This is a genomic window from Cohnella mopanensis (genome assembly GCF_022352055.1).
In the GTDB taxonomy this organism is placed as follows: Bacteria; Bacillota; Bacilli; order Paenibacillales; family Paenibacillaceae; genus Cohnella; species Cohnella mopanensis.
Map to the genome: position 1 here is coordinate 43,316 of NZ_JAKRWM010000015.1, position 19,508 is coordinate 62,823.

Annotated in this window: 14 protein-coding genes; all 14 read left to right on the forward strand. The window is 48.1% G+C overall.

What is annotated here, in order from left to right:
- The first annotated feature begins 47 nt into the window (after positions 1-47).
- The 14 genes from L3D05_RS20735 to L3D05_RS20800 all read left to right on the forward strand — a co-directional run bounded on the left by L3D05_RS20735 (position 48) and on the right by L3D05_RS20800 (position 19,451).
- The gene (locus L3D05_RS20735) at positions 48-6,632 is read left to right on the forward strand and encodes a WIAG-tail domain (RefSeq protein WP_239618241.1); all 6,585 of its coding nucleotides are present in this window, start codon (positions 48-50) and stop codon (positions 6,630-6,632) included.
- 206 nt (positions 6,633-6,838) lie between these two features.
- Positions 6,839-7,735 carry a phosphoenolpyruvate mutase gene (gene aepX / locus L3D05_RS20740; protein ID WP_239618242.1) on the forward strand — a complete coding sequence of 299 codons (897 nt, stop codon included), beginning with the start codon at positions 6,839-6,841 and terminating at the stop codon, positions 7,733-7,735.
- Positions 7,736-7,916: 181 nt separating this feature from the next.
- Complete coding sequence (locus L3D05_RS20745; RefSeq protein ID WP_239618243.1) at positions 7,917-9,086, forward strand: KamA family radical SAM protein; 1,170 nt, start codon at positions 7,917-7,919, stop codon at positions 9,084-9,086.
- Positions 9,087-9,212: 126 nt separating this feature from the next.
- Positions 9,213-10,409 (forward strand): YheC/YheD family endospore coat-associated protein, encoded by a 1,197-nt coding sequence (locus L3D05_RS20750; protein ID WP_239618244.1) that lies wholly within the window; start codon positions 9,213-9,215, stop codon positions 10,407-10,409.
- A gap of 17 nt (positions 10,410-10,426) precedes the next feature.
- Positions 10,427-11,587, forward strand: coding sequence for a phosphonopyruvate decarboxylase (gene aepY, locus L3D05_RS20755; RefSeq protein WP_239618245.1), 1,161 nt, complete (start codon positions 10,427-10,429; stop codon positions 11,585-11,587).
- Positions 11,587-12,708, forward strand: a complete 1,122-nt coding sequence (locus tag L3D05_RS20760) for a 2-aminoethylphosphonate aminotransferase (protein WP_239618246.1) — start codon at positions 11,587-11,589, stop codon at positions 12,706-12,708. The genes aepY and L3D05_RS20760 overlap by 1 nt, the downstream gene beginning before the upstream one ends.
- 60 nt (positions 12,709-12,768) lie before the next feature.
- Positions 12,769-13,461: a YheC/YheD family protein gene (locus L3D05_RS20765; protein ID WP_255807647.1), complete on the forward strand. Its 693-nt coding sequence runs from the start codon at positions 12,769-12,771 to the stop codon at positions 13,459-13,461.
- 25 nt (positions 13,462-13,486) lie between these two features.
- Entirely contained in the window at positions 13,487-14,215 is a 729-nt protein-coding gene (locus tag L3D05_RS20770) for a YheC/YheD family protein (RefSeq protein WP_239618248.1), read from the forward strand.
- 32 nt (positions 14,216-14,247) lie between these two features.
- A complete protein-coding gene (locus tag L3D05_RS20775; RefSeq protein WP_239618249.1) occupies positions 14,248-15,006 on the forward strand; it encodes a YheC/YheD family protein in 759 nt (252 codons plus the stop codon).
- Between the two features lie 154 nt (positions 15,007-15,160).
- On the forward strand, positions 15,161-16,072 hold the full coding sequence (locus tag L3D05_RS20780; RefSeq protein WP_239618250.1) for an NAD-dependent epimerase/dehydratase family protein: 912 nt from the start codon (positions 15,161-15,163) through the stop codon (positions 16,070-16,072).
- Between the two features lie 27 nt (positions 16,073-16,099).
- Positions 16,100-16,726 (forward strand): DUF1796 family putative cysteine peptidase, encoded by a 627-nt coding sequence (locus tag L3D05_RS20785; RefSeq protein ID WP_239618251.1) that lies wholly within the window; start codon positions 16,100-16,102, stop codon positions 16,724-16,726.
- A gap of 19 nt (positions 16,727-16,745) precedes the next feature.
- Complete coding sequence (locus L3D05_RS20790) at positions 16,746-17,750, forward strand: SDR family NAD(P)-dependent oxidoreductase (RefSeq protein WP_239618252.1); 1,005 nt, start codon at positions 16,746-16,748, stop codon at positions 17,748-17,750.
- Positions 17,747-18,982 (forward strand): glycosyltransferase family 4 protein, encoded by a 1,236-nt coding sequence (locus L3D05_RS20795; RefSeq protein ID WP_239618253.1) that lies wholly within the window; start codon positions 17,747-17,749, stop codon positions 18,980-18,982. The genes L3D05_RS20790 and L3D05_RS20795 overlap by 4 nt, the downstream gene beginning before the upstream one ends.
- Positions 18,975-19,451 carry a hypothetical protein gene (locus L3D05_RS20800; protein ID WP_239618254.1) on the forward strand — a complete coding sequence of 159 codons (477 nt, stop codon included), beginning with the start codon at positions 18,975-18,977 and terminating at the stop codon, positions 19,449-19,451. Before L3D05_RS20795 ends, L3D05_RS20800 begins: the two co-directional genes overlap by 8 nt.
- Positions 19,452-19,508 lie beyond the last annotated feature (57 nt).

Here is a 19,508-nt window from a genome sequence, read left to right on the forward strand (position 1 = left end):
GAATGCATATGATACTGAAGATTTCGATGACCAGGAAGGAGAGGCACATGAAAAAGAAACAGGCGAGTAAGACGACCAAATCGCGCCGGCCGCTATTCTATGTAGATAATCCGAACAAGCTTGAGCTGCAATGGCTGGATGACATACAACAATCACAAGCCAAGTCGATTACTCTACATGGATCGGCTGTATCCGCGCAGCAAACGACGGTAAGCCAAGCAGGGAGTAAACAGGGCCAGGGGCCAAGCAATGCACATGGAAACCGGAAGCCACTCAATGCAGCCTCGGCAGCCAAGAATGATCAAGCAAGCCCAAGTACGGGGATGCCACTTTCTTCCGAGCTCGTCTCGACTGATCAGGAAGCAGAGGAGATCATAGCGATCGCTTCCGCTTTGTCTCCTGCAATCGAGTTTCCGGCGGCAGTGGAATTACCGGATATTATCGCGGTCGTGGAATCAGCGGAATCGGAGAGCTCTCAATCAGCCGATGCGTTGGTCGCGATGCTGCAAGAGGACTCCTCGGATAACGAAGCGTTAGAGGCGGCTATCGTTGCGGAGGAATTGTCAGATAGGCAAGTGCGTCACGACAAACTTGAAGAGAAGAGAATGCCCTTGCGTCCAGCTCCGATCGTCTACACGGACGATATCGCGGATGAGGCGGTCACCGGAGAGAAGCTTGCTCCATTCGCGGTTAAGGCCGTTCATCTGGCGGCGGATTCTGTGAGCACCAATTCTATGGCGGACTTCTCCGTAACGGCGATCAAGCTTGCCGATGGATCCATCACTTCGTCGAAGCTAGCTCCGGAATCCGTCGTGGGGGACCATCTCACTAAAAACTCCATTTCCGGGCAGAAGATTCGCGATCGGTCGATTACGGGCGAGAAATTACGCGACGGGAGCGTTTCTTCGGAGAAGTTAGCGGATCGGACGATCAGTTCGGACAAAATCGCCGAGGGCTCGATCCAATCGAAGCATTTGAATCTTTCGATTATTACATCGGAATTACTGCAAGACCAGATCATTACTTCGGACAAAATCCGCAGCGGTTCTATTCGCAGCGAGAATCTAGCCAATGAAAGCGTCGATACTTCGAAGTTGGCCGATGGTTCCGTCACGAACTCGAAGTTGCGCGACGGATCGATATCCAAGGACAAAGTGGCACGAGGGGCCATCGAATCCCAACATCTTACGGACGGGCTTGTCCTTGCTGACCATGTGGCTTTTGGAGTACTGCAGGGAAAGCATTTGGCTCCGCGCGCCGTGGCGGCGGAGCATCTCGCGGACGGAACGGTCGGCGCTCGCGAGCTGGCCGACCGTTCCGTGTCGGGAAGCAAGCTGATGCTCAGCACGGTTCAATCCGAGCACCTGCAAGCAGGAGCAGTAAAGGGTGAGCATCTCGAAAGCGAGACCGTTAAAACCAAACATCTGGCCGATGGAACGATCATTGCTTCCAAGTTAGCCGAGCAAGCAGTTACGACGCTTAAGCTTGTCGATCACGCGATCACTTCGACCAAAATAGCCGATCAAAGCATCGTTTCCGGCAAAATAGCAGACGAGGCTATTCAGACAAGGCATGTCGCTAAAGGAAGCATTCTATCCGATAAGCTGGCGGATGGCAGCGTAGAAGCGCGTCATCTGACTGATAAATCCGTGGATGGCCGGCATATGTCCGCCCAGGCGATCGGTAGAGAACATTTGCAAGAGGGATTGATCGGCGCCGGGCAGCTCGCGAAGAATATCGTACAATCCCAGCATCTATCCGACGGAGCAGTCGGAACTTCGCAATTGTCGGATGGAGCAGTGAGTTCAGTCAAGCTCGGGGATCAATCGGTCAGTAGCCGGAATTTAGCCAACGCTGCCGTTAAAACCGAGCATTTAGCCTCAGAAAGCGTAACGACGGAGCAGTTGGCAGCGGGATCGCTAAGGCCGTATCATTTTGGACCAGAATCGGTTATAGGCGGAACACTGGCAACGGAATCCGTCGATAGCCGACATATTCGGCAAGGAGCCATCGAGGCCGCTCATCTGGGGAATGCATCGGTAAGCACGGAAGCTTTGCAAATCGAAGCCGTGTCGGAGAAAAATATCGCGCCCGGCGCCGTCGGTGAACGTCAGCTCGGCATACGTTCGGTATTCTCGCATCATCTGACCGATCATCTGATCACGTCCTTAAAGTTATCTCCTGAGTGCGTATCGACGGATAAATTAGCGGATTTGGCCGTGACGACGGCGAAGATCGCGGATGACAGCATCACTTCCGACAAGCTTTCCGACAACGCGGTATATGAAAAAGCGCTGCAGGATGGAGTGGTTACGGGGAGAACGCTAGCGGAAGGATCCGTTACTTCCAAGCATCTGAAGATTAAGTCGATCAAGCAAGCCCATCTGAGCGAAGGTGCCGTGACGGCTTCTATATTGGCGGAAGGCTCGGTGACCTCGGACAAAATCGCGAACGGATCGGTCAAGTCTCAGCACTTGGTCACGAGTGCGGTGGAAAGCCGCCATCTCGCCGAGCAAGCGGTAATTGGCGTACATTTAGCCGAGAAAAGCATTCGCGACCTTCATCTGAATGAGGGAATCATCAATGCAAGCAAGTTGGCGCCGAATAGCGTCGATAGCAGCAAACTCCAAGCGGGCGCCGTGAAGGAAGCTCATATCGGTGATAAGTCGATTACGTCCGTTCATCTTCAAGCGAACATAATCGATTCGGCCCATTTGCGCAAAGAAGCGGTAGGAGCGGCGCATCTGGCAAAGGAAAGCGTACAGGAAGCGACCATCTCGAACCAAGCGATTACAACGGATAAATTAGCGGATGACAGCGTCACTTCGAAGAAGATAGCTCTCCATAGTGTCGGTAACGAGCATCTGCAAATCGAAAGCGTGAGCGGCAAACACCTGAAGTCGGAAGCCGTACACGGTTACCACCTTCGCAAAGGAACGGTGTCCGTCTCGCATCTTGCGCCCGATTTGCTCGATTTGGCGAAGAACGGGGAACGGCGTATCGACTCCGAGAGGTTGGAACCGAATGCCGTCAGCTCAGTCCATTTGAAGGAGAAAACCATTACCGAGGATAAGCTGGCCGATGGATTGATCACGAGAGTGAAGCTCGCGGACGGTAGCGTTACGCTGGATAAACTCGCGGATGGCAGCGTGACGACGGAGAAGCTGGTTAAAGGCTCCGTAACGACGGAGAAACTGGTTAACGGCTCGATCACGACCGAGAAAATGGCGGACGGTAGCATCGGCATGGATCAACTGGCGGTGGGTTCGGTTGTTTCGGATGTTCTCGCGGATGGCAGCGTGACGACGGATAAAGTATTGGACCGCGCGATAACGAGGGAGAAGCTCGCCGGCGAAAGCGTTGGATCGGATCAACTGGCGGCGGGTTCGGTTGTTGCGGAAATTCTCGCGGATGGCAGCGTAACGACGGAAAAGCTGCAAGATCGCGCGATAACGACGGAGAAGCTGGCGGACGGAAGCGTAGGTACGGAGCAATTGGCGGCGGGTTCGGTTGTTGCGGAAATACTCGCGGATGGCAGCGTGACGATGGAGACGCTGCAAGATCGCGCGGTAACGACGGAGAAGCTGGCGGAGGGCAGCGTAGGTACGGAGCAATTGGCGGCGGGTTCGGTTGCTGCGGAAATTCTCGCGGATGGCAGCGTGACGGCGGAGAAAGTATTAGATCGCGCGATAACGACGGAGAAGCTGGCGGATGGCAGCGTAGGTACGGAGCAATTGGCGGCGGGTTCGGTTGCTGCGGAAATACTCGCGGATGGCAGCGTGACGGCGGAGAAAGTATTAGATCGCGCGATAACGACGGAGAAGCTGGCGGATGGCAGCGTAGGTACGGAGCAATTGGCGGCGGGTTCGGTTGCTGCGGAAATACTCGCGGATGGCAGCGTGACGGCGGAGAAGCTGCAAGATCGCGCGGTACCGACGGAGAAGCTGGCGGACGGCAGCGTAGGTAAGGAGCAATTGGCGGCGGGTTCGGTTGCTGCGGAAATACTCGCGGATGGCAGCGTGACGGCGGAGAAGCTGCAAGATCGCGCGGTAACGACGGAGAAGCTGGCGGACGGCAGCGTAGGTATGGAGCAATTGGCGGCGGGTTCGGTAACGGCAACTATTATAGCGGATAGAAGCATAACGACTGAGAAATTGCAGAACCGCGCCGTTACTTCCGAGAAGCTTGCCTACGGTAGCATTGGGAACGAGCAACTGGCGGTAGGCGCGGTTAGCGAGGATAATTTGGCGGACCAGAGCGTAACGGAAGCCAAGCTTGCCAATGGCGTAGTGACGGCTATGAAGCTAGCGATGGGAAGCGTAGGAACGTATCAATTGGCAATGGGTTCCGTCATCGCGGACATCTTGGCGGATCGAAGCATATCGACGGAGAAGTTGCTGGATCGTTTGGTTACGACGGAGAAGTTAGCGGACGGCAGCGTAGGCACGGAACAGATGGCGGCAGGCTCCGTGCAAGCGGACATCTTGGCGAATGGAAGCATTACGACGGAAAAGCTGCTTGACGGAGTCGTTACGACGGATAAGCTTGCAGGAGACAGCGTAGGAACGAGTCAATTGGTTAGCGGCTCCGTGACAACGGACATTCTGGCCGATGACAGCGTGACGGATGCTAAGTTAAGAGACGGGACGATCACGGCGAATAAACTCGCCAATAGAACGATAGGATCGCTTCAAATGGCGGAAAGCTCGGTGACGAGGAGCATCTTAGCCGACGAAAGCGTATCGACGGAAAAACTGTTGAATCGTGCGGTAACGACGGAAAAACTAGCGGACGGAAGCGTGGGAACGCATCAACTAGAGAAAGGCGCAGTCCATTCGGGGAATCTGGCGGACGAAAGTATTACGACCTTGAAGCTGTCCAACGCAGCGGTGACCTCGGATAAAATAGCCAACGAAACCGTGGGGACGAATCATTTCGTAAGGGAATCCGTGACGGAAGAAATACTGGCCGACTTAAGCGTTACTAGCTCGAAGCTAGCTGAAGGCTCGGTGACGACTCCGCATCTCGCTTATCGAAGCGTGGGAACGGATCAACTGAAAGTAGAGTCGGTTACGGAAGACAAATTAGCTAACGATAGCGTTACGACAGTTAAACTCATCGATGGCGTCATCACGACGGATAAACTGGCAGGAGGCAGCGTGGGATCGAGCCAGATGTCCGACGGAGCGGTAACTTCGGAAAAATTGGCTTACGGGTCTGTATCCTCCGAGAAGCTGCTGGACCGGTCCGTGACTTCGGAGAAAATTGCCGATCAAGGCGTCGGGACCAGACAATTGGCCGAACGCTCGGTGACGGAAGATATATTGGCGGACAGCAGCATATCGACCGTGAAATTGTCCGATGGGGCGGTTACGTCAGAGAAGCTGGCCGAAGGAAGTATCGGTACCGACCAGTTAGCCGAAGGCTCCGTGACGACGTTAAAACTGGCGAACGGCTCCGTGGCGCAAAATAACCTTTCGCCTGTCTTGCTTCAATTTTTGAGCTATGTGGGTGACGCCATTACCGATGAACGGTTGGCGGTTGGTGCTGTCAGCTCGGAGAAATTGGCTCTTGGAGCGGTGGGAACGGAACAGTTGGCGGACGGCTCGGTAACGAGAGATAAAGTAAGCGAGGGTAGCATCGGCGCGAATCAACTGGCAGCGGGCTCTGTTAATGCCGAAAAGATATCCGTGCGAAGCGTCAGTTCCTCGCACATCATCCCACGCTCCATACTCGGTTATCATCTTGGGGAGCAGACGATTACTTCCAGTCATTTTAAGCCGCAGGCCGTAACGGAAGCCCTGATTGCGGATGGCAGCGTGAGCGAAGCGAAGCTGTCTAGCGAAGTGCGCGAACTGCTTAATGAAATACAGCAAGCGCAAGCAGTTGCAGTCAAGCCTGTTGAGGCAATACGCGAGCTCGTTCCGGGTAGCGTGACGAGGGAGCATCTGGCGGATGGTAGCATAGGCGGATCGAAGCTGGAGCGCGGAGGCGTAACGAGTGAACATCTTGCTGTAGGAAGCGTAGGCGGCGCGCAAGTATGGCTAGGTAGCATCACAGGTGATCATATAGCGGATGGAAGCATTAGCGGGGCGAAGCTGGAACTGGGCAGCGTAACGAGCGATCATCTGGCGGATGGCAACATTAGCGGGTCGAAACTGGAACCGGGTAGCATATCGAGCGATCACTTATTGGATGGCAGCGTAAGCAGTTCGAAGCTGGAACTAGGCAGTATCGCAAGCGAGCACCTGGCAGATGGCAGCGTGAGCAGCACCAAGTTAGAAGCAGGGTGCATCACAAGCGAGCATTTGTTGGATGGTAGCATAAGCGAGTCGAAACTATCTTTTCAACCCGTGATTGCTCAACTACCTGGCGTTAGCTTATTGTTCGGCAACCAACAATACGAGTTCCAAGGCGGCATGGAGTCCATGCATATAGTCGTTCCTTTCTCCGCTCCTTTTGCCGACACCTCGTATACTTTGGTAGCCATGTCGAATCATGCTTCTTGTAGCTGTATTCTCGGTGCCAAACGCCCGCATGAAGCTGAGCTCATCGTATTCCGAACACGGCTCGGACCCGAACCTAAAGGCTTCATTCAATGGATTGCATTAGGCAATAGATCGCTAGGTTAATTGCTGCGTGAAATCTTGAAGCGATGTCTCAACACGAGGCATCGCTTTCTGACGTTCTTAAGACTTTTTTGAGGATCAAGTAGCAGTCACGAATTAATAATTATGGAATATAGACGAATCGCCAATGCAATGAGACTAGGAGATACATATTTCTAAAGACATAACGGGATAGGTTTGTTTAATTATCAAGGAGAGGAATGACATTAATGAAAAAATCCACCCAATTGAAGCTAATGATCCAGTCACAGACAACGGACTATATCATGGAGGCCCATAACGGTTTGTCCGCGAAAATCGTGGAGGAGGCCGGCTTCAAAGGGATTTGGGCCAGCGGACTTTCAATTGCAGCTTCTATGGGCGTAAGAGACAACAATGAAGCTTCCTGGACGCAGGTGCTGGATGTCTTAGAGTTTATGAGTGATGCAACGAAGATCCCGATTTTGCTGGATGGCGACACGGGATACGGAAACTTTAACAATGCAAGGAGATTGTTGAAAAAATTGGAGCAGCGACAGATTGCTGGGGTGTGTATCGAAGATAAACTCTTTCCCAAAACAAACTCTTTTATCAAAGGGGAAGCGCAGCCACTTGCCCCTATCGATGAGTTTTGCGGCAAAATAAAAGCCATGAAGGATACCCAGAAGGATCAGGATTTTGTAGTCGTAGCGAGAGTGGAGGCTTTTATCGCGGGTCATGGACTCGATGAAATGCTTAAAAGAGCAGAAGCTTATCGACAAGCGGGAGCAGACGCTATTCTCGCACACAGCAAACGAGCGGATATCAACGAGATTGAAGCTTTCGTGAAAGAATGGGGCGGTAGACTTCCGGTTATTATTGTGCCGACAAAATATTATAAGACACCCAAAAACCGCTTTCAGGAATTAGGAATCAATTTAGTCATTTGGGCCAATCACAACTTAAGGGCATCGGTAAGTGCCATGCAAAAAATTAGCAGAAAATTATTTAAAGAAGAAAGTCTCATCCAGATCGAAAACAAAATAACCCCCCTCGAAGAAATATTCCGTCTGCAAAACGCAGAGGAACTCCAATTGGCTGAAGAAAAGTACTTTACTACCTCATCTGTTGAAAAAGGAAGCGAATAGGAGCAAATCGTATCATCTGAAAGGCACCGTTCCAGAGTTCGAAGGCACGGTTTATTTATTTTCGCTGAACGGCTTGCGGATTTCTTGGCTTTTCCACGTTTGTCTAACACACAGTTGTCTCTAATCGCATTAACTGGAGCAAAATCACGTTTCCGTGATGGGAGAGGAGAATAAACGTTCAATGCAGGTAAAATACATTACAAAGTTGGAGGAATTACCCCATTTGTCAGACGGGGAGAGGGCTGCCTTGAAGCAAGTGACCGATAAATTCGTTTTTCGGTTGAACGATTATTATTTACGGTTGATTGACTGGTCGAATCCGAATGACCCCATCAGAAAGCTCGTGATTCCAAATGCCAATGAACTTTGGGAATACGGCCGATGGGACGCTTCTGATGAAGATACGAACTACGTGGTAAAGGGATGTCAACATAAATATCGAACGACTGCATTGTTGCTTGTCTCTGAAGTATGCGGAGCCTACTGTAGATTCTGCTTCCGCAAGCGCTTGTTCCGTGCGGACGTGAAAGAGGCGATGCCGGACGTTCAAGACGGAATCGATTATATCGCTAGAACACCTGAAATCAACAATGTTCTGTTAACTGGCGGCGATCCGCTCATCCTAGCGACGAGCAAGCTTCGCAACCTTCTGGAAGCCCTAAGATCAATCGAGCACGTGAAAATCATAAGAATCGGTTCGAAATTGCCTGTCTTCAATCCTATGAGAATCTATGAAGACGAAGAATTACTCAATACGATTCGAACCTATTCCACGGAAGAAAAAAGGATCTATATTATGGCGCATGTTAACCATCCCAAAGAGATCACTCCGGAAGCCATTAAATGCTTTAAGGCACTTTACGATGCCGGAGCTATCGTCGTGAATCAGACGCCTCTGCTGAAAGGAATCAACGATGATCCTGCAGTGCTCGGTGAATTGCTTGATCGGCTTTCATGGGCGGGCGTTACTCCTTATTACTTTTTCATAAACAGACCCGTGGCGGGTAACAGGGGGTTCGTGCTCACACTGAAAGAAACGTACCGAATCGTGGAAGAAGCCAAAGCTAGAACATCAGGCTTAGGCAAACGAGTGAAGCTTTGCATGAGTCATACGTCAGGAAAAATCGAGATCCTTGCAGTCGAGAACGGCAAAGTTTACTTAAAATATCATCAATCGCGTGACGGAGAGTATGGTAAGTTGATGATTTTGGATTGTCCCGAAGAGGCTGCATGGTTTGACGATTTGCCTGGTAATGAAAAATATTGGAACAGGCCGATCAAGAAAACGAACGAAGTCATTTCCGTGAACGAAATGTCGGATATGCCTCAGAAAAAAACTATCGAACAATAGAGGAGAATCGGAATGTATCGTTCAGAACAATCTTCATCGACTATCCATCCGATCGTCGGAGTGTATCTTGGAAGTGGATCGATACCGTTAAGAGACATTGGAAAATATGTCAGGATCAATAAACTTGTGAAAGCGAACAGAAGGGCCGGTACGACGCTAGCTTTTTTCACCGCTAATGATTTAAATTTCTCCGAGGAAAATTTCGAAGGAGCTTACTTCGATGAAAAGGGGAGAAAGTGGCAAAAAAAATCGTTCCCTTTTCCTGACGTCGTTTATATCCGAGGAGGCGGAGGCGAAACCGACGGCATTCTGGAAAGATTCGATGAGCTGGGAATCAAAAGAATCAATCCGATCCATGCCTTTAATAAGAGTGAATTATATCAATACTTGAACGAGAACGAAAATTTAAGATCTTATTTACCTAGTACCGTAAATGTTGATAACAGGAACGAAATCAAAAATACGATTCTTAAGTTCAGGAAAGCGTATGTGAAGGCGCACCGCGGCAGGAAAGGGCTGCAAGTGATGCGTATCGAGAAATTACCTAAAAACCCGGGTTACGTATATAGTTATTCGATTATCGGGAAATTGGTTCGCAGGAAAGCAAACAATATGCAAAGCTTGCTTAAAAACATCAATACCTTTTTCGGAAATAAAAAAGTAATTGTTCAGAGGGCAATCGATCTGGTGAAGATCAATAAAAACCGTCTTGTCGATTTTCGGGCAGAAGTGCAAAGAAACAAAAATGGCGAAATCGACATCGTCGGAATATGCGTAAGGGTAGGCAGTCCCAATTCCCCAATTACGACCCATTCGTTCGCTTATCGATATGACGTTTTTCTCCCTAAGCTATTTCCCCGTTATACCGCCAAGCAATTATTCGTTTTGAAAATAAAGATCAAAAAGTTTTTACACCAAGTTTATTTGGGAGTGGAGAATAAGTACGGAAAATTCGGGGAAATCGGTATAGACTTTGCCGTGGATAGAAGAGGGAAAATTTGGCTTATTGAATGTAATGCCCAATCGGCCAAAGTTTCAATTGTAAAAGCGTATGGATCTAGAGCGGAGCGGGTGTTTCTGAACCCACTGGAGTACGCGAAAACGATCACCAACTTCGACAGAGACCTATCATCCTTCGAAACAGAGGTTCCCGCAGCAATTGAAACTGTGAAAGGAACAGAGGTAGTTAAAGTAGCAGAAGCCATTATACCAAAAGAAGTGTTTATAGCAGCAGTAGCAGAAAAAGTAGAGGGAGCAGAAGTAGAAGTAGAAGCAGTAGCGGAAGTAGTAGCGGAAGCAGTAGCGGTAGAAGCAAAAGATTAGGAAGGTGCAAATCATCGATGATCAACACCAAAATTTTTGGGAGAGAGTTGAAAAAACTAGGCTTTGATTTTTACGTTGGCGTTCCCTGCTCCTTCTTAAAAAATTTAATCAATTATGCCATCAATGAGAGCGAATATATCGGGGCGGCAAACGAGGGGGACGCGGTCGCTATTGCTTCCGGCGCTTTATTGGGAGGGAAGAAACCGGTTGTTTTAATGCAAAATTCGGGTCTTGCGAACGCTGTATCGCCGCTCGTGTCTCTTAATTATCCGTTTCGCATTCCGGTATTGGGATTTGTCAGCTGGCGAGGGCAACCCGGCTATCAAGATGAACCTCAGCATGAACTGATGGGACGAATAACGACAAATCTGCTTGATTCCATGCAGGTGAAGTGGATGTATTTGTCTGCCGATTTCAAGAAAGCCAAACATCAGATCTCGCTGGCAGCCAAGTATATTGAGAGCGGTCATCCCTTTTTCTTCGTCGTAAAAAAAGAGAGTTTTGAACAAGAGATACTGCAAGAACAAGACCGTTACTTCAGCGTTAACAAAGAAAACATCAGCCAATGGGCCGACAATCAGCTGCCTACCCGTCAGGAAGCATTGCGGGTCATCAATGGATGCAAAGACGGCAAAACCGCTCAGCTCGCGACGACCGGAAAAACGGGGAGGCAATTGTACGAAATCGAAGATGCATGCAATAACCTTTATATGGTCGGTTCTATGGGGTGCATCGCTTCTTTCGGCCTCGGGCTGTCGATTAGTAAACCCGATTTCGATATCGTAGTTATCGATGGAGACGGCTCGCTGTTAATGAGGATGGGGAGCATGGCTACGATTGGCTACTACAATCCGCGGAATATGATTCATATTTTACTGGATAACAATGCTCATGATTCTACAGGAGGGCAGAAGACGGTTTCCCACAACATTAATTTTATCAATGTTGCTTCCTCCTGCGGCTACGCGAAATCTATTTACATCCACGATCTAAATGAGCTGAATAAATGCTTGAACGAATGGAAAATAACGAAAGGCTTAACCTTTCTTCATCTTAAAATTTCGTCAGGTACGGAGGAACAGTTAAGTCGACCGGCAATTAAACCTTACGAGGTCAAAGAACGATTAGCGATGTTTTTGAATCGAAATGTCTCCGAATCGAAAGGAGCGAGAAGTTGATGAAGCTTGCCAGCAGAAAAATCTTACTCACTCCCGGTCCCGCAACGACAACGGATGGCGTTAAACTTGCCCAAGTCGTGCCCGATATTTGCCCGCGAGAAAAGGAATTCGGCCGATTGCTGAAATCTGTTTGCACTGAATTGACCTGTATCGTTTCGGATTCGGAGAAATATACGACCGTTTTGTTCGGTGGTTCGGGCACGGCTGCAGTCGAGTCTATATTAAGTTCTGTCGTAGAGCGCGGCGGTCTGGTCCTGATCGTGAATAACGGCGCCTACGGCAAACGGATGTGCGAAATTGCGGAAGCTTATGGCTTGGGTCATCTGGTATTTCACAGTCCTGCTCATTCCGCCCTTGATCTGACGGCATTGGAATCGCTTCTAGACAAAAGTCGACGGAAAATAACCCATATGGCAGTCGTTCACCATGAGACAACCACCGGACTTCTGAATGACATAGAAGCGATCGGCGCTTTGTGCTTGAAATATGGAATACATCTGATCGTAGATGCCATCAGTTCTTTTGCAGCCATTCCGATTGACATGCGCAAAATGAATATTCATTATCTCGCCGCAAGTTCCAATAAAAATCTACAAGCTATGGCCGGTATATCGTTCGTAATAGCGGAAACCGAGTTATTGGAAAAAAACAAACCTAATACACCGAAAAATTATTATCTCGATTTACACGCCCAATATCGTTTTTTCGCGGAAACCTATCAAACCCGCTTTACTCCGCCTGTTCAAACACTATACGCGCTTAAACAAGCGATAGAGGAACTGAAGGAAGAGGGGATCGACCAACGATATGCGCGCTATAAGAAATGCTGGGAAACGTTAATCGCCGGCATTACGCGTATAGGTTTAAAATATATCGCCAGCGATAACCTGCATTCCAAGCTTGTTACATCCATCTTCGAACCGAACGTGGATGGGTACAGTTTCAAAGAAATGCATGACTATTTGCATAGCAGGGGCTATACGATTTATCCAGGCAAACTCGACGAATTTAACACATTCAGGATCGCGAATATCGGTGATATCTCTTACAAAGAGATAGAGTCATTTTTGGTGCTGCTTGAAACCTATCTGATTCGGAAAGGTTTTATCAAAGATGCTTAAGGAGGTGATCGTATCGAACACACTGTTATTAGAAGCAAAATGAAAAAGGGACTTGTCATTATGGAAGATCCCATCATGAAACATTATGTGCCGGATACGGAATGGTTTGATTCTTCCAGCCTTCGAAGAATGCTTCGAAACTATGCCCGCATTTATATCAAACCGGATGTCGGGAGAAAAGGGAATGGAATCATCCGGCTCAAGAGGCTTAATGCCGAAGAGTTTGAGATTTCGTATAAAGATACCAAAACCCTATGCTCACGAGATAAAGTATATTCGGCAATTAAAGAATTGCAGAATCCGGATAAGGAATACATCATCCAACGAGGAATTGATTTGGCAACTTATCGGCGTCGCCCATTCGATGTGCGGGTTGTCTTGCAAAAGCCCGAGGGCAAGTGGCGTGCAACGTTAATGTGCGCTAAACTCGCTCCCAGAAGGTCTTCGGTCGTCACGAATGTATCGAAGGGGGCAAAGGACTACAACCTTTATAGATTGCTTAAAGGAACCGATCAGCGATTGAATAGATCGGAAATCATCCGAGAGTTAATCGATGCATCCCAACAAATTGCGCAAATTTTAGGATCCCGTTTTCCGCTCAAAATTTTAGGTTTGGATATGGGGATCGACAAGAGAGGGAATATCTGGTTTATCGAAGCCAATACGAAACCGGATTGCAAAGGCTTGGAGAAGATCGACCGAGGGCTCTACCGTAAATATTTAAGGGCAAAAAAAATAATGCGCAACGGGTGATTTTATGGCGATTGAGGTACATCATGTGAAAAGCAAGCTTGCAGTGGCCTACCAGCTCATACACACTCCTGGGGTTTCCCGTCATATTCCGGACACGGAATTGCTGCGGGAGAGCGCGTTCTACAAGATGATAAGAAAGCATGACAAAATCTATCTCAAACCGGACCGGGGAAGAAAATCAAGAGGAGTCATTCGGATTGAGAAGTTGAATTACGACCTTTTTAAACTGAGGGAAGGCACTGATAAGACCTACGTCCATTCGAAGGATCTCTGGAAAAAAGTGAATGGCATGACTGAGGACAGCAAATATATTATCCAGCGGGCGGTTAACAGCGTGACGAAGGACGGCAGACCCTTTGATCTTCGTTGTCATAGCCTGAGAGTGAATGGGAGATGGAAGGTCGGAGGGATCTGCGGGAGGCTCGGGGAGAAGGGAAGTATCGTGACAACCTCGCATTACGGAGGGACCCCGACATTACTCGATACGCTCTTTAAACGACATTTGGGATTAACTTATATGGAAAGAACAAGACTGAATCGCAAACTAGAAAGATGCGTCGTGAAAACCGTGAGGCAAGTGAGCCATATGTTTCCCAATTTGTATGAGTTCGCCGTCGACATCGGAATTGATCGCCATAAGAGAATCTGGATTTACGAGGTCAACATCGAACCGTTGATCAGAGGGAATTTCAAGTTGCTGCCTGATCAAACTCTCTATCGAAAAATTAAAAGGATGAGGGAAAAAGCAAGATAAGCGTATTTCACAACGAAGGAAGGAATGATGGAATGGGTTCAAAGTGGGATCCTTCAAAGTGGGAAATACATCGATTGTATTCCAGACATCCCGAACTCCACAAACTTTTGCCGCCGACAACGCTGCTGAGTAAAGACTCTCTTTCGGAATACTTGGATAAATATCATTCGGTCTATATCAAAGGAGAGAACGAGCATACTGGCTCTGGAATCATAAAGGCATGGAAAACAGAAAATGGATATCGCTACGTTAAAGTTAAGGGTGAACCGGTTAACGTGAATTCAATCGAGAATCTATATGACATGCTCAGAGACGGAAGACCCGGAAAGTCGGTTCTCGTCCAAAGAACGATTGACTTGGCTACGATTGAAGGAAGGCCCTTCTCCATTCGCCTTATGCTGATGCGAGACGGGAAAGAAAAGTGGCAGCACGCGGGGATGCTGGCGAAAGTTGCAGGAGAAAACAGCGTAGTAACCAATGTTCGTCGCGGCGGAGGGTATGCCACCACAATTGATAATGCTTTAGCCAAATCATTAGGCTACGGTCACGATAGAATCGAGAGCGTAAAACGCGAGTTGATCGACGATGGTTTTAAACTGATTCGATATGCCACGAAAAGCGATTATCGTTCCCATGAGACGGGCATAGATTTCGGTATCGATCGCAAAGGAAAAATATGGGTTATTGAAGTGAACCTTGCGTATCCCTCATATGGATTGTTTAACAGATTAGAGGATAAAAAGTTTTACCGTAAGATCAAAAGTTTGGCGGCTGCCTACCGAAATAGATGAACGAAGTCCGGAAAAGGAACAATAAAAAGCTTTTGTCCTGCTTAGGGGCAAAAGCTTTTTATATTAATTCGCCCTATTTGCTTGCTATAAGACAAACACCTTGTTCGCTACCCTTCTAATCCGCATATGATACAGAACTTAAAGGAGAGTGAATATGAAGGCCATTGTAACCGGAGGAGCTGGTTTCATAGGCTCCCATCTCGTAGAAGCTCTTGTGCACCTAGGTATTCAAGTATCGGTTATGGACAATTTGGTATCCGGAGAGCAGCGCAGGATTCATCCGTCTGCCGCATTTAAGCGAATGGATATTCGAAGTAACGAGGCCAAAGAGCTTATTGTTCGTGAGAAGCCGGATGTTGTCTTTCACTTAGCTGCCCAAACGGATGTTCAGAAGTCGCTTCTCGATCCGAAATACGATGCGGATGTTAATGTTTGCGGTACGATCAACCTTCTTGAAGCCCTCCGCAAGACTGGGTGCGGGAAGCTAATCTTCGTCTCCACTTCCGCGGTATATGGAAATGTGCAAAGCGAACGCATATCGGAGAAGGACCCGGTCGCGCCCATTTCCTATTACGGCCTATCAAAGTGGTCAGGAGAGTCCTATATCCGCTTATTCTATCAGCTATACGACATTCCATATACCATCCTTCGTTTCAGCAACGTCTATGGGCCTGGACAAACGCCGAAAGGGGAAGGAGGCGTGATAGCTGTTTTTCTCGATCGGATTCATGCATGCAAATCCCTTAGCATTCATGGCGACGGCGAACAAACCCGGGATTTTATTTACGTGAAGGATGTCGTAGGGGCTATGCTTGCTGCTATTGAACGGGGGGACCAAGAAACCGCGCAAGTTAGCTCGTCGACCAAGACTTCAATCAACCATCTGGTATCCATACTGTCTCGTATTCATGGAGCGGATCTCGATGTTATCCATACACCGGCAAGAAGAGGCGACATCGCACACAGCTGCCTAGACAATAGAAAAGCTTCCCTGTTGTTGCATTGGCAGCCTCTCATAGATCTGCGGGACGGATTAACGGATACCTACGCTTATTGGAAAAAGTAAGATATCGCTAAAAAGGAGAAGTAGTCTATGAAGCTTCAAGAGCTCAAAGGAAAGTATGATGCCATTTTCAGTATCGGCGATCTTTGTCTTGCCTCCATTCAATTGAGACAAAACAACCTCAGACCGTTTGCCGGCGTTCTGGATTGGATGGGTTCGCCCATGCTGTCTTCAGTCAACCGGCTGTTGAAGTACCGGTTTTACGAGTTTATGGAATTTTCGAATTTACGTGTTATCGGTTATGCGGGGGATACCAACATCGCCGTATCAGACGATGCCTACCATATCGTGTCCAGTCACGATTTCATGGTGGGACCAAATACATTGACTCATTTGGGCAGTTATGCGGAGGTTAAGAAGAAGTTCGACCGCCGTATCCGTCGTTTTCTGGAGAAAGCCGATACTTGTCGGCGCATCCTTTTTGTCCGGACGGAAGGGGATTACGAGGATGTCGAGGCTCTTCAAACTGTCTTGCGCGGATTGGTAAGGCACGATTTTCGGGTGCTTGTCGTGAATCATACGGATGTTGGCGGGCTGGTTGAAGACAATTGGCCTCTGGACAAAGTCTGTGCCGTTCAGCTTCCTTCCATCAACAAATGGACCGATAACGATCATCTGTGGAGGAGAATATTCGAAGGGATTCAGCTCAGAAAATAACCATGTGGGGTGAAAAGAAATGTTCGAAGGGTCAGTCATCTTCGTGACCGGGGGAACCGGTTCATGGGGACAGGAATTGGTAAGGCAATTATTAAGTCAAAATCCGCAAAGAATTATCATCTTTTCGCGCAACGAGACCAGTCAGGTAAAAATGAAAAGAGAAATGGATGATCCTAGAATAAGCTTTTGCATCGGTGACGTTCGGGATCGCGAAGCGATGGTCGAAGCATGCCGCGGAGTGGATTACATTTTTCATTTAGCCGCTTTAAAGCACGTACCCATTTGTGAAGAACAGCCGTCCGAAGCGTTGAAAACGAATATAATCGGAACGCAAAATGTGATTGATGCCGCTATCGAGAACGGTGTCAAAAAAGTGGTCAACATTTCAACCGATAAGGCAGCGGACCCTGTCAATTTCTATGGCATGACGAAAGCGATCGGTGAAAAGCTGGTCGTCTACGCGAATCGCTCCCAGGTGAAGACGACGTTCATTAATGTAAGAGGCGGTAATATTCTTGGCTCGAACGGCAGCGTACTTAATCTGTTTATTGATCAATTGAACGCGAGAAGCCGGATCGGCATTACCGACAAGAAGATGGTCCGATTCTTTATGTCCGCACAGTCGGCATCCGAGCTCGTATTGACGGCCGCAAGAGAAGGGAAGGGCGGAGAAATATTCATCCCGATGCTGTCGGCATGCCGTATTCTGGACTTGGCGGAAGTTTTAATCGAAGCCTATGGCGCTGAGGATGCGGAAATCGTTGAAATTGGAAGCAGACCAGGAGAAAAGCTGAATGAGGTTCTGCTCTCCCAATATGAACGCCGCAATTCAGTCGTGTTGAACAACAAGTACTTCGTTGTTCTTCCGACAACCGAGATTCCGGCAATAAAGCAAGCTTATACTGCATTTCCTCCCGCACAAGCGGAATTGCACGGCGATAAGAAGTCTCTCATGACGAAAGCCGAAATCAAACAAATGCTGTTGGATGGCGGATTTATATTAGCAAAGGAGGGGAGTCAATGAAAATATTGCTTGCGACATATTGGCATATTCCGCATTTAGGCGGCGTGTGGACTTATATGGAGCAATTAAAAACAAAGCTGGAATCATTGGGACACGAGGTAGATTTACTTGGATATGGGGACGAGGCCGTCAGCTTTGTGCACTTTGTGAATACCAATCAGCAGATTCAAACCAATAAGCTGCTTCCCCTGCTTCAAACGATTTTAAATGAGAAAGATTACCCCATGATTCATAAAAATAGTCTCGTCAAATATACCGAATTCCGCCGTTATGCTTTTGAGCTCGCTGTCGCCTATTTGGGATTGGATTCCTATGACATCATTCATACGCAGGACGTCATTTCCACCGCATGCATCAACCGGATCAGACCAAGCAAGCCAGCCCTAGTCGCCTCTCTCCACGGATGCGTTGCCCATGATATCAGACTTCAGCTAAAGACCATACACAAATCCAATACTTCTCAGATGGCTCGGGAATATTTCGATCGTCAGGAATATATCGGCGCAACATCGGCGGAATATACGATTCTGGCAAATGAATGGATGAAAAATATATTGACCGATGAATTCAAGGTTCCCGGCGATAAATTGCAAGTCATTCATTATGGATATGATATTGAATCGTTTATGAAAAAAACGAAATTAAAATCCAAGGCGGTCCGTCCCCCCAATAAGAAAGTGATCCTCTATGCGGGGAGGCTGGTTGAGCTGAAAGGCATACAGTATTTGCTGGACGCACTCAAGCTGCTCAAGGATAAACGTAAGGATTGGGTGTGCTGGATTGTCGGAGACGGAAAACTGATGACGGAGCTACGCCTCCAAAGCAAGGTGCAGGGGCTTACAAATGAAGTCGTTTTTATGGGTAGACGGGACGATGTTCCCGCTCTTCTGTCACAAACCGATATCTTCGTCCTTCCAAGCCTTCACGATAATCAGCCTATGTCTATTATTGAAGCCCAACTCGCCGGAAAAGCTATCATCGCAAGCGAAGTAGGGGGGGTGCCGGAAATGGTAAAACATAGAGTTACCGGTTTATTAACGCCTGCAAGAGATTCGGAAAAGCTGATGAATCGTTTGCTCCAACTGTTGGAAAAGGACTCTCTCCGAAAAAAACTCGGTGACGAAGCCAAACAATGGGCTATGAATCATTGGTCGATGGATAGCTCGGTGGAGCGAATTCTGGATGTCTATCAAAATGCCATTACGGTGAGGAGCCGTCGTTCCGATGTTTGATAAGCTCATAAAAGCTGCCCGATTAAAAGCTGCATTACAAAGAGTTGCAAGTTACTTGAAAAAGAAGTTTAAACCGAAAAAGCATACCACTGAGGATCAAAACAAATCGGTGCCTGTCCATGTAGTTCAAGAATCCATTCAAGAACTCGTATCAGAAACCATTCCACAAGCTATTCCACAAGCCATTCCAAAAGTCCTTCGAGAACCCAATATACTGGATACTCCATATATTAACTTTCAACTTTGGACCAGGATTTCCAGCAATCTTCCTCCCGATTATATGCTCCCAAATCCCGAATCTGTCGATATTCTGTTCCCTAAGTCATCTGATTACTATAGGAGTCTGTTCACTATACCGTCCAACCATCAGCATGTGATGGTCGACGATCAGGTATGGAGACGGATCAAGGAAGCTCTGCCGAATGGTTATCAGATCCCTGACTCCAGATTGACATCAGATCTGAAATAGCGCGTATGGGTGTTTGGCGATTGTGGACGATTATTGGATTCCTTATTATTAACGGAA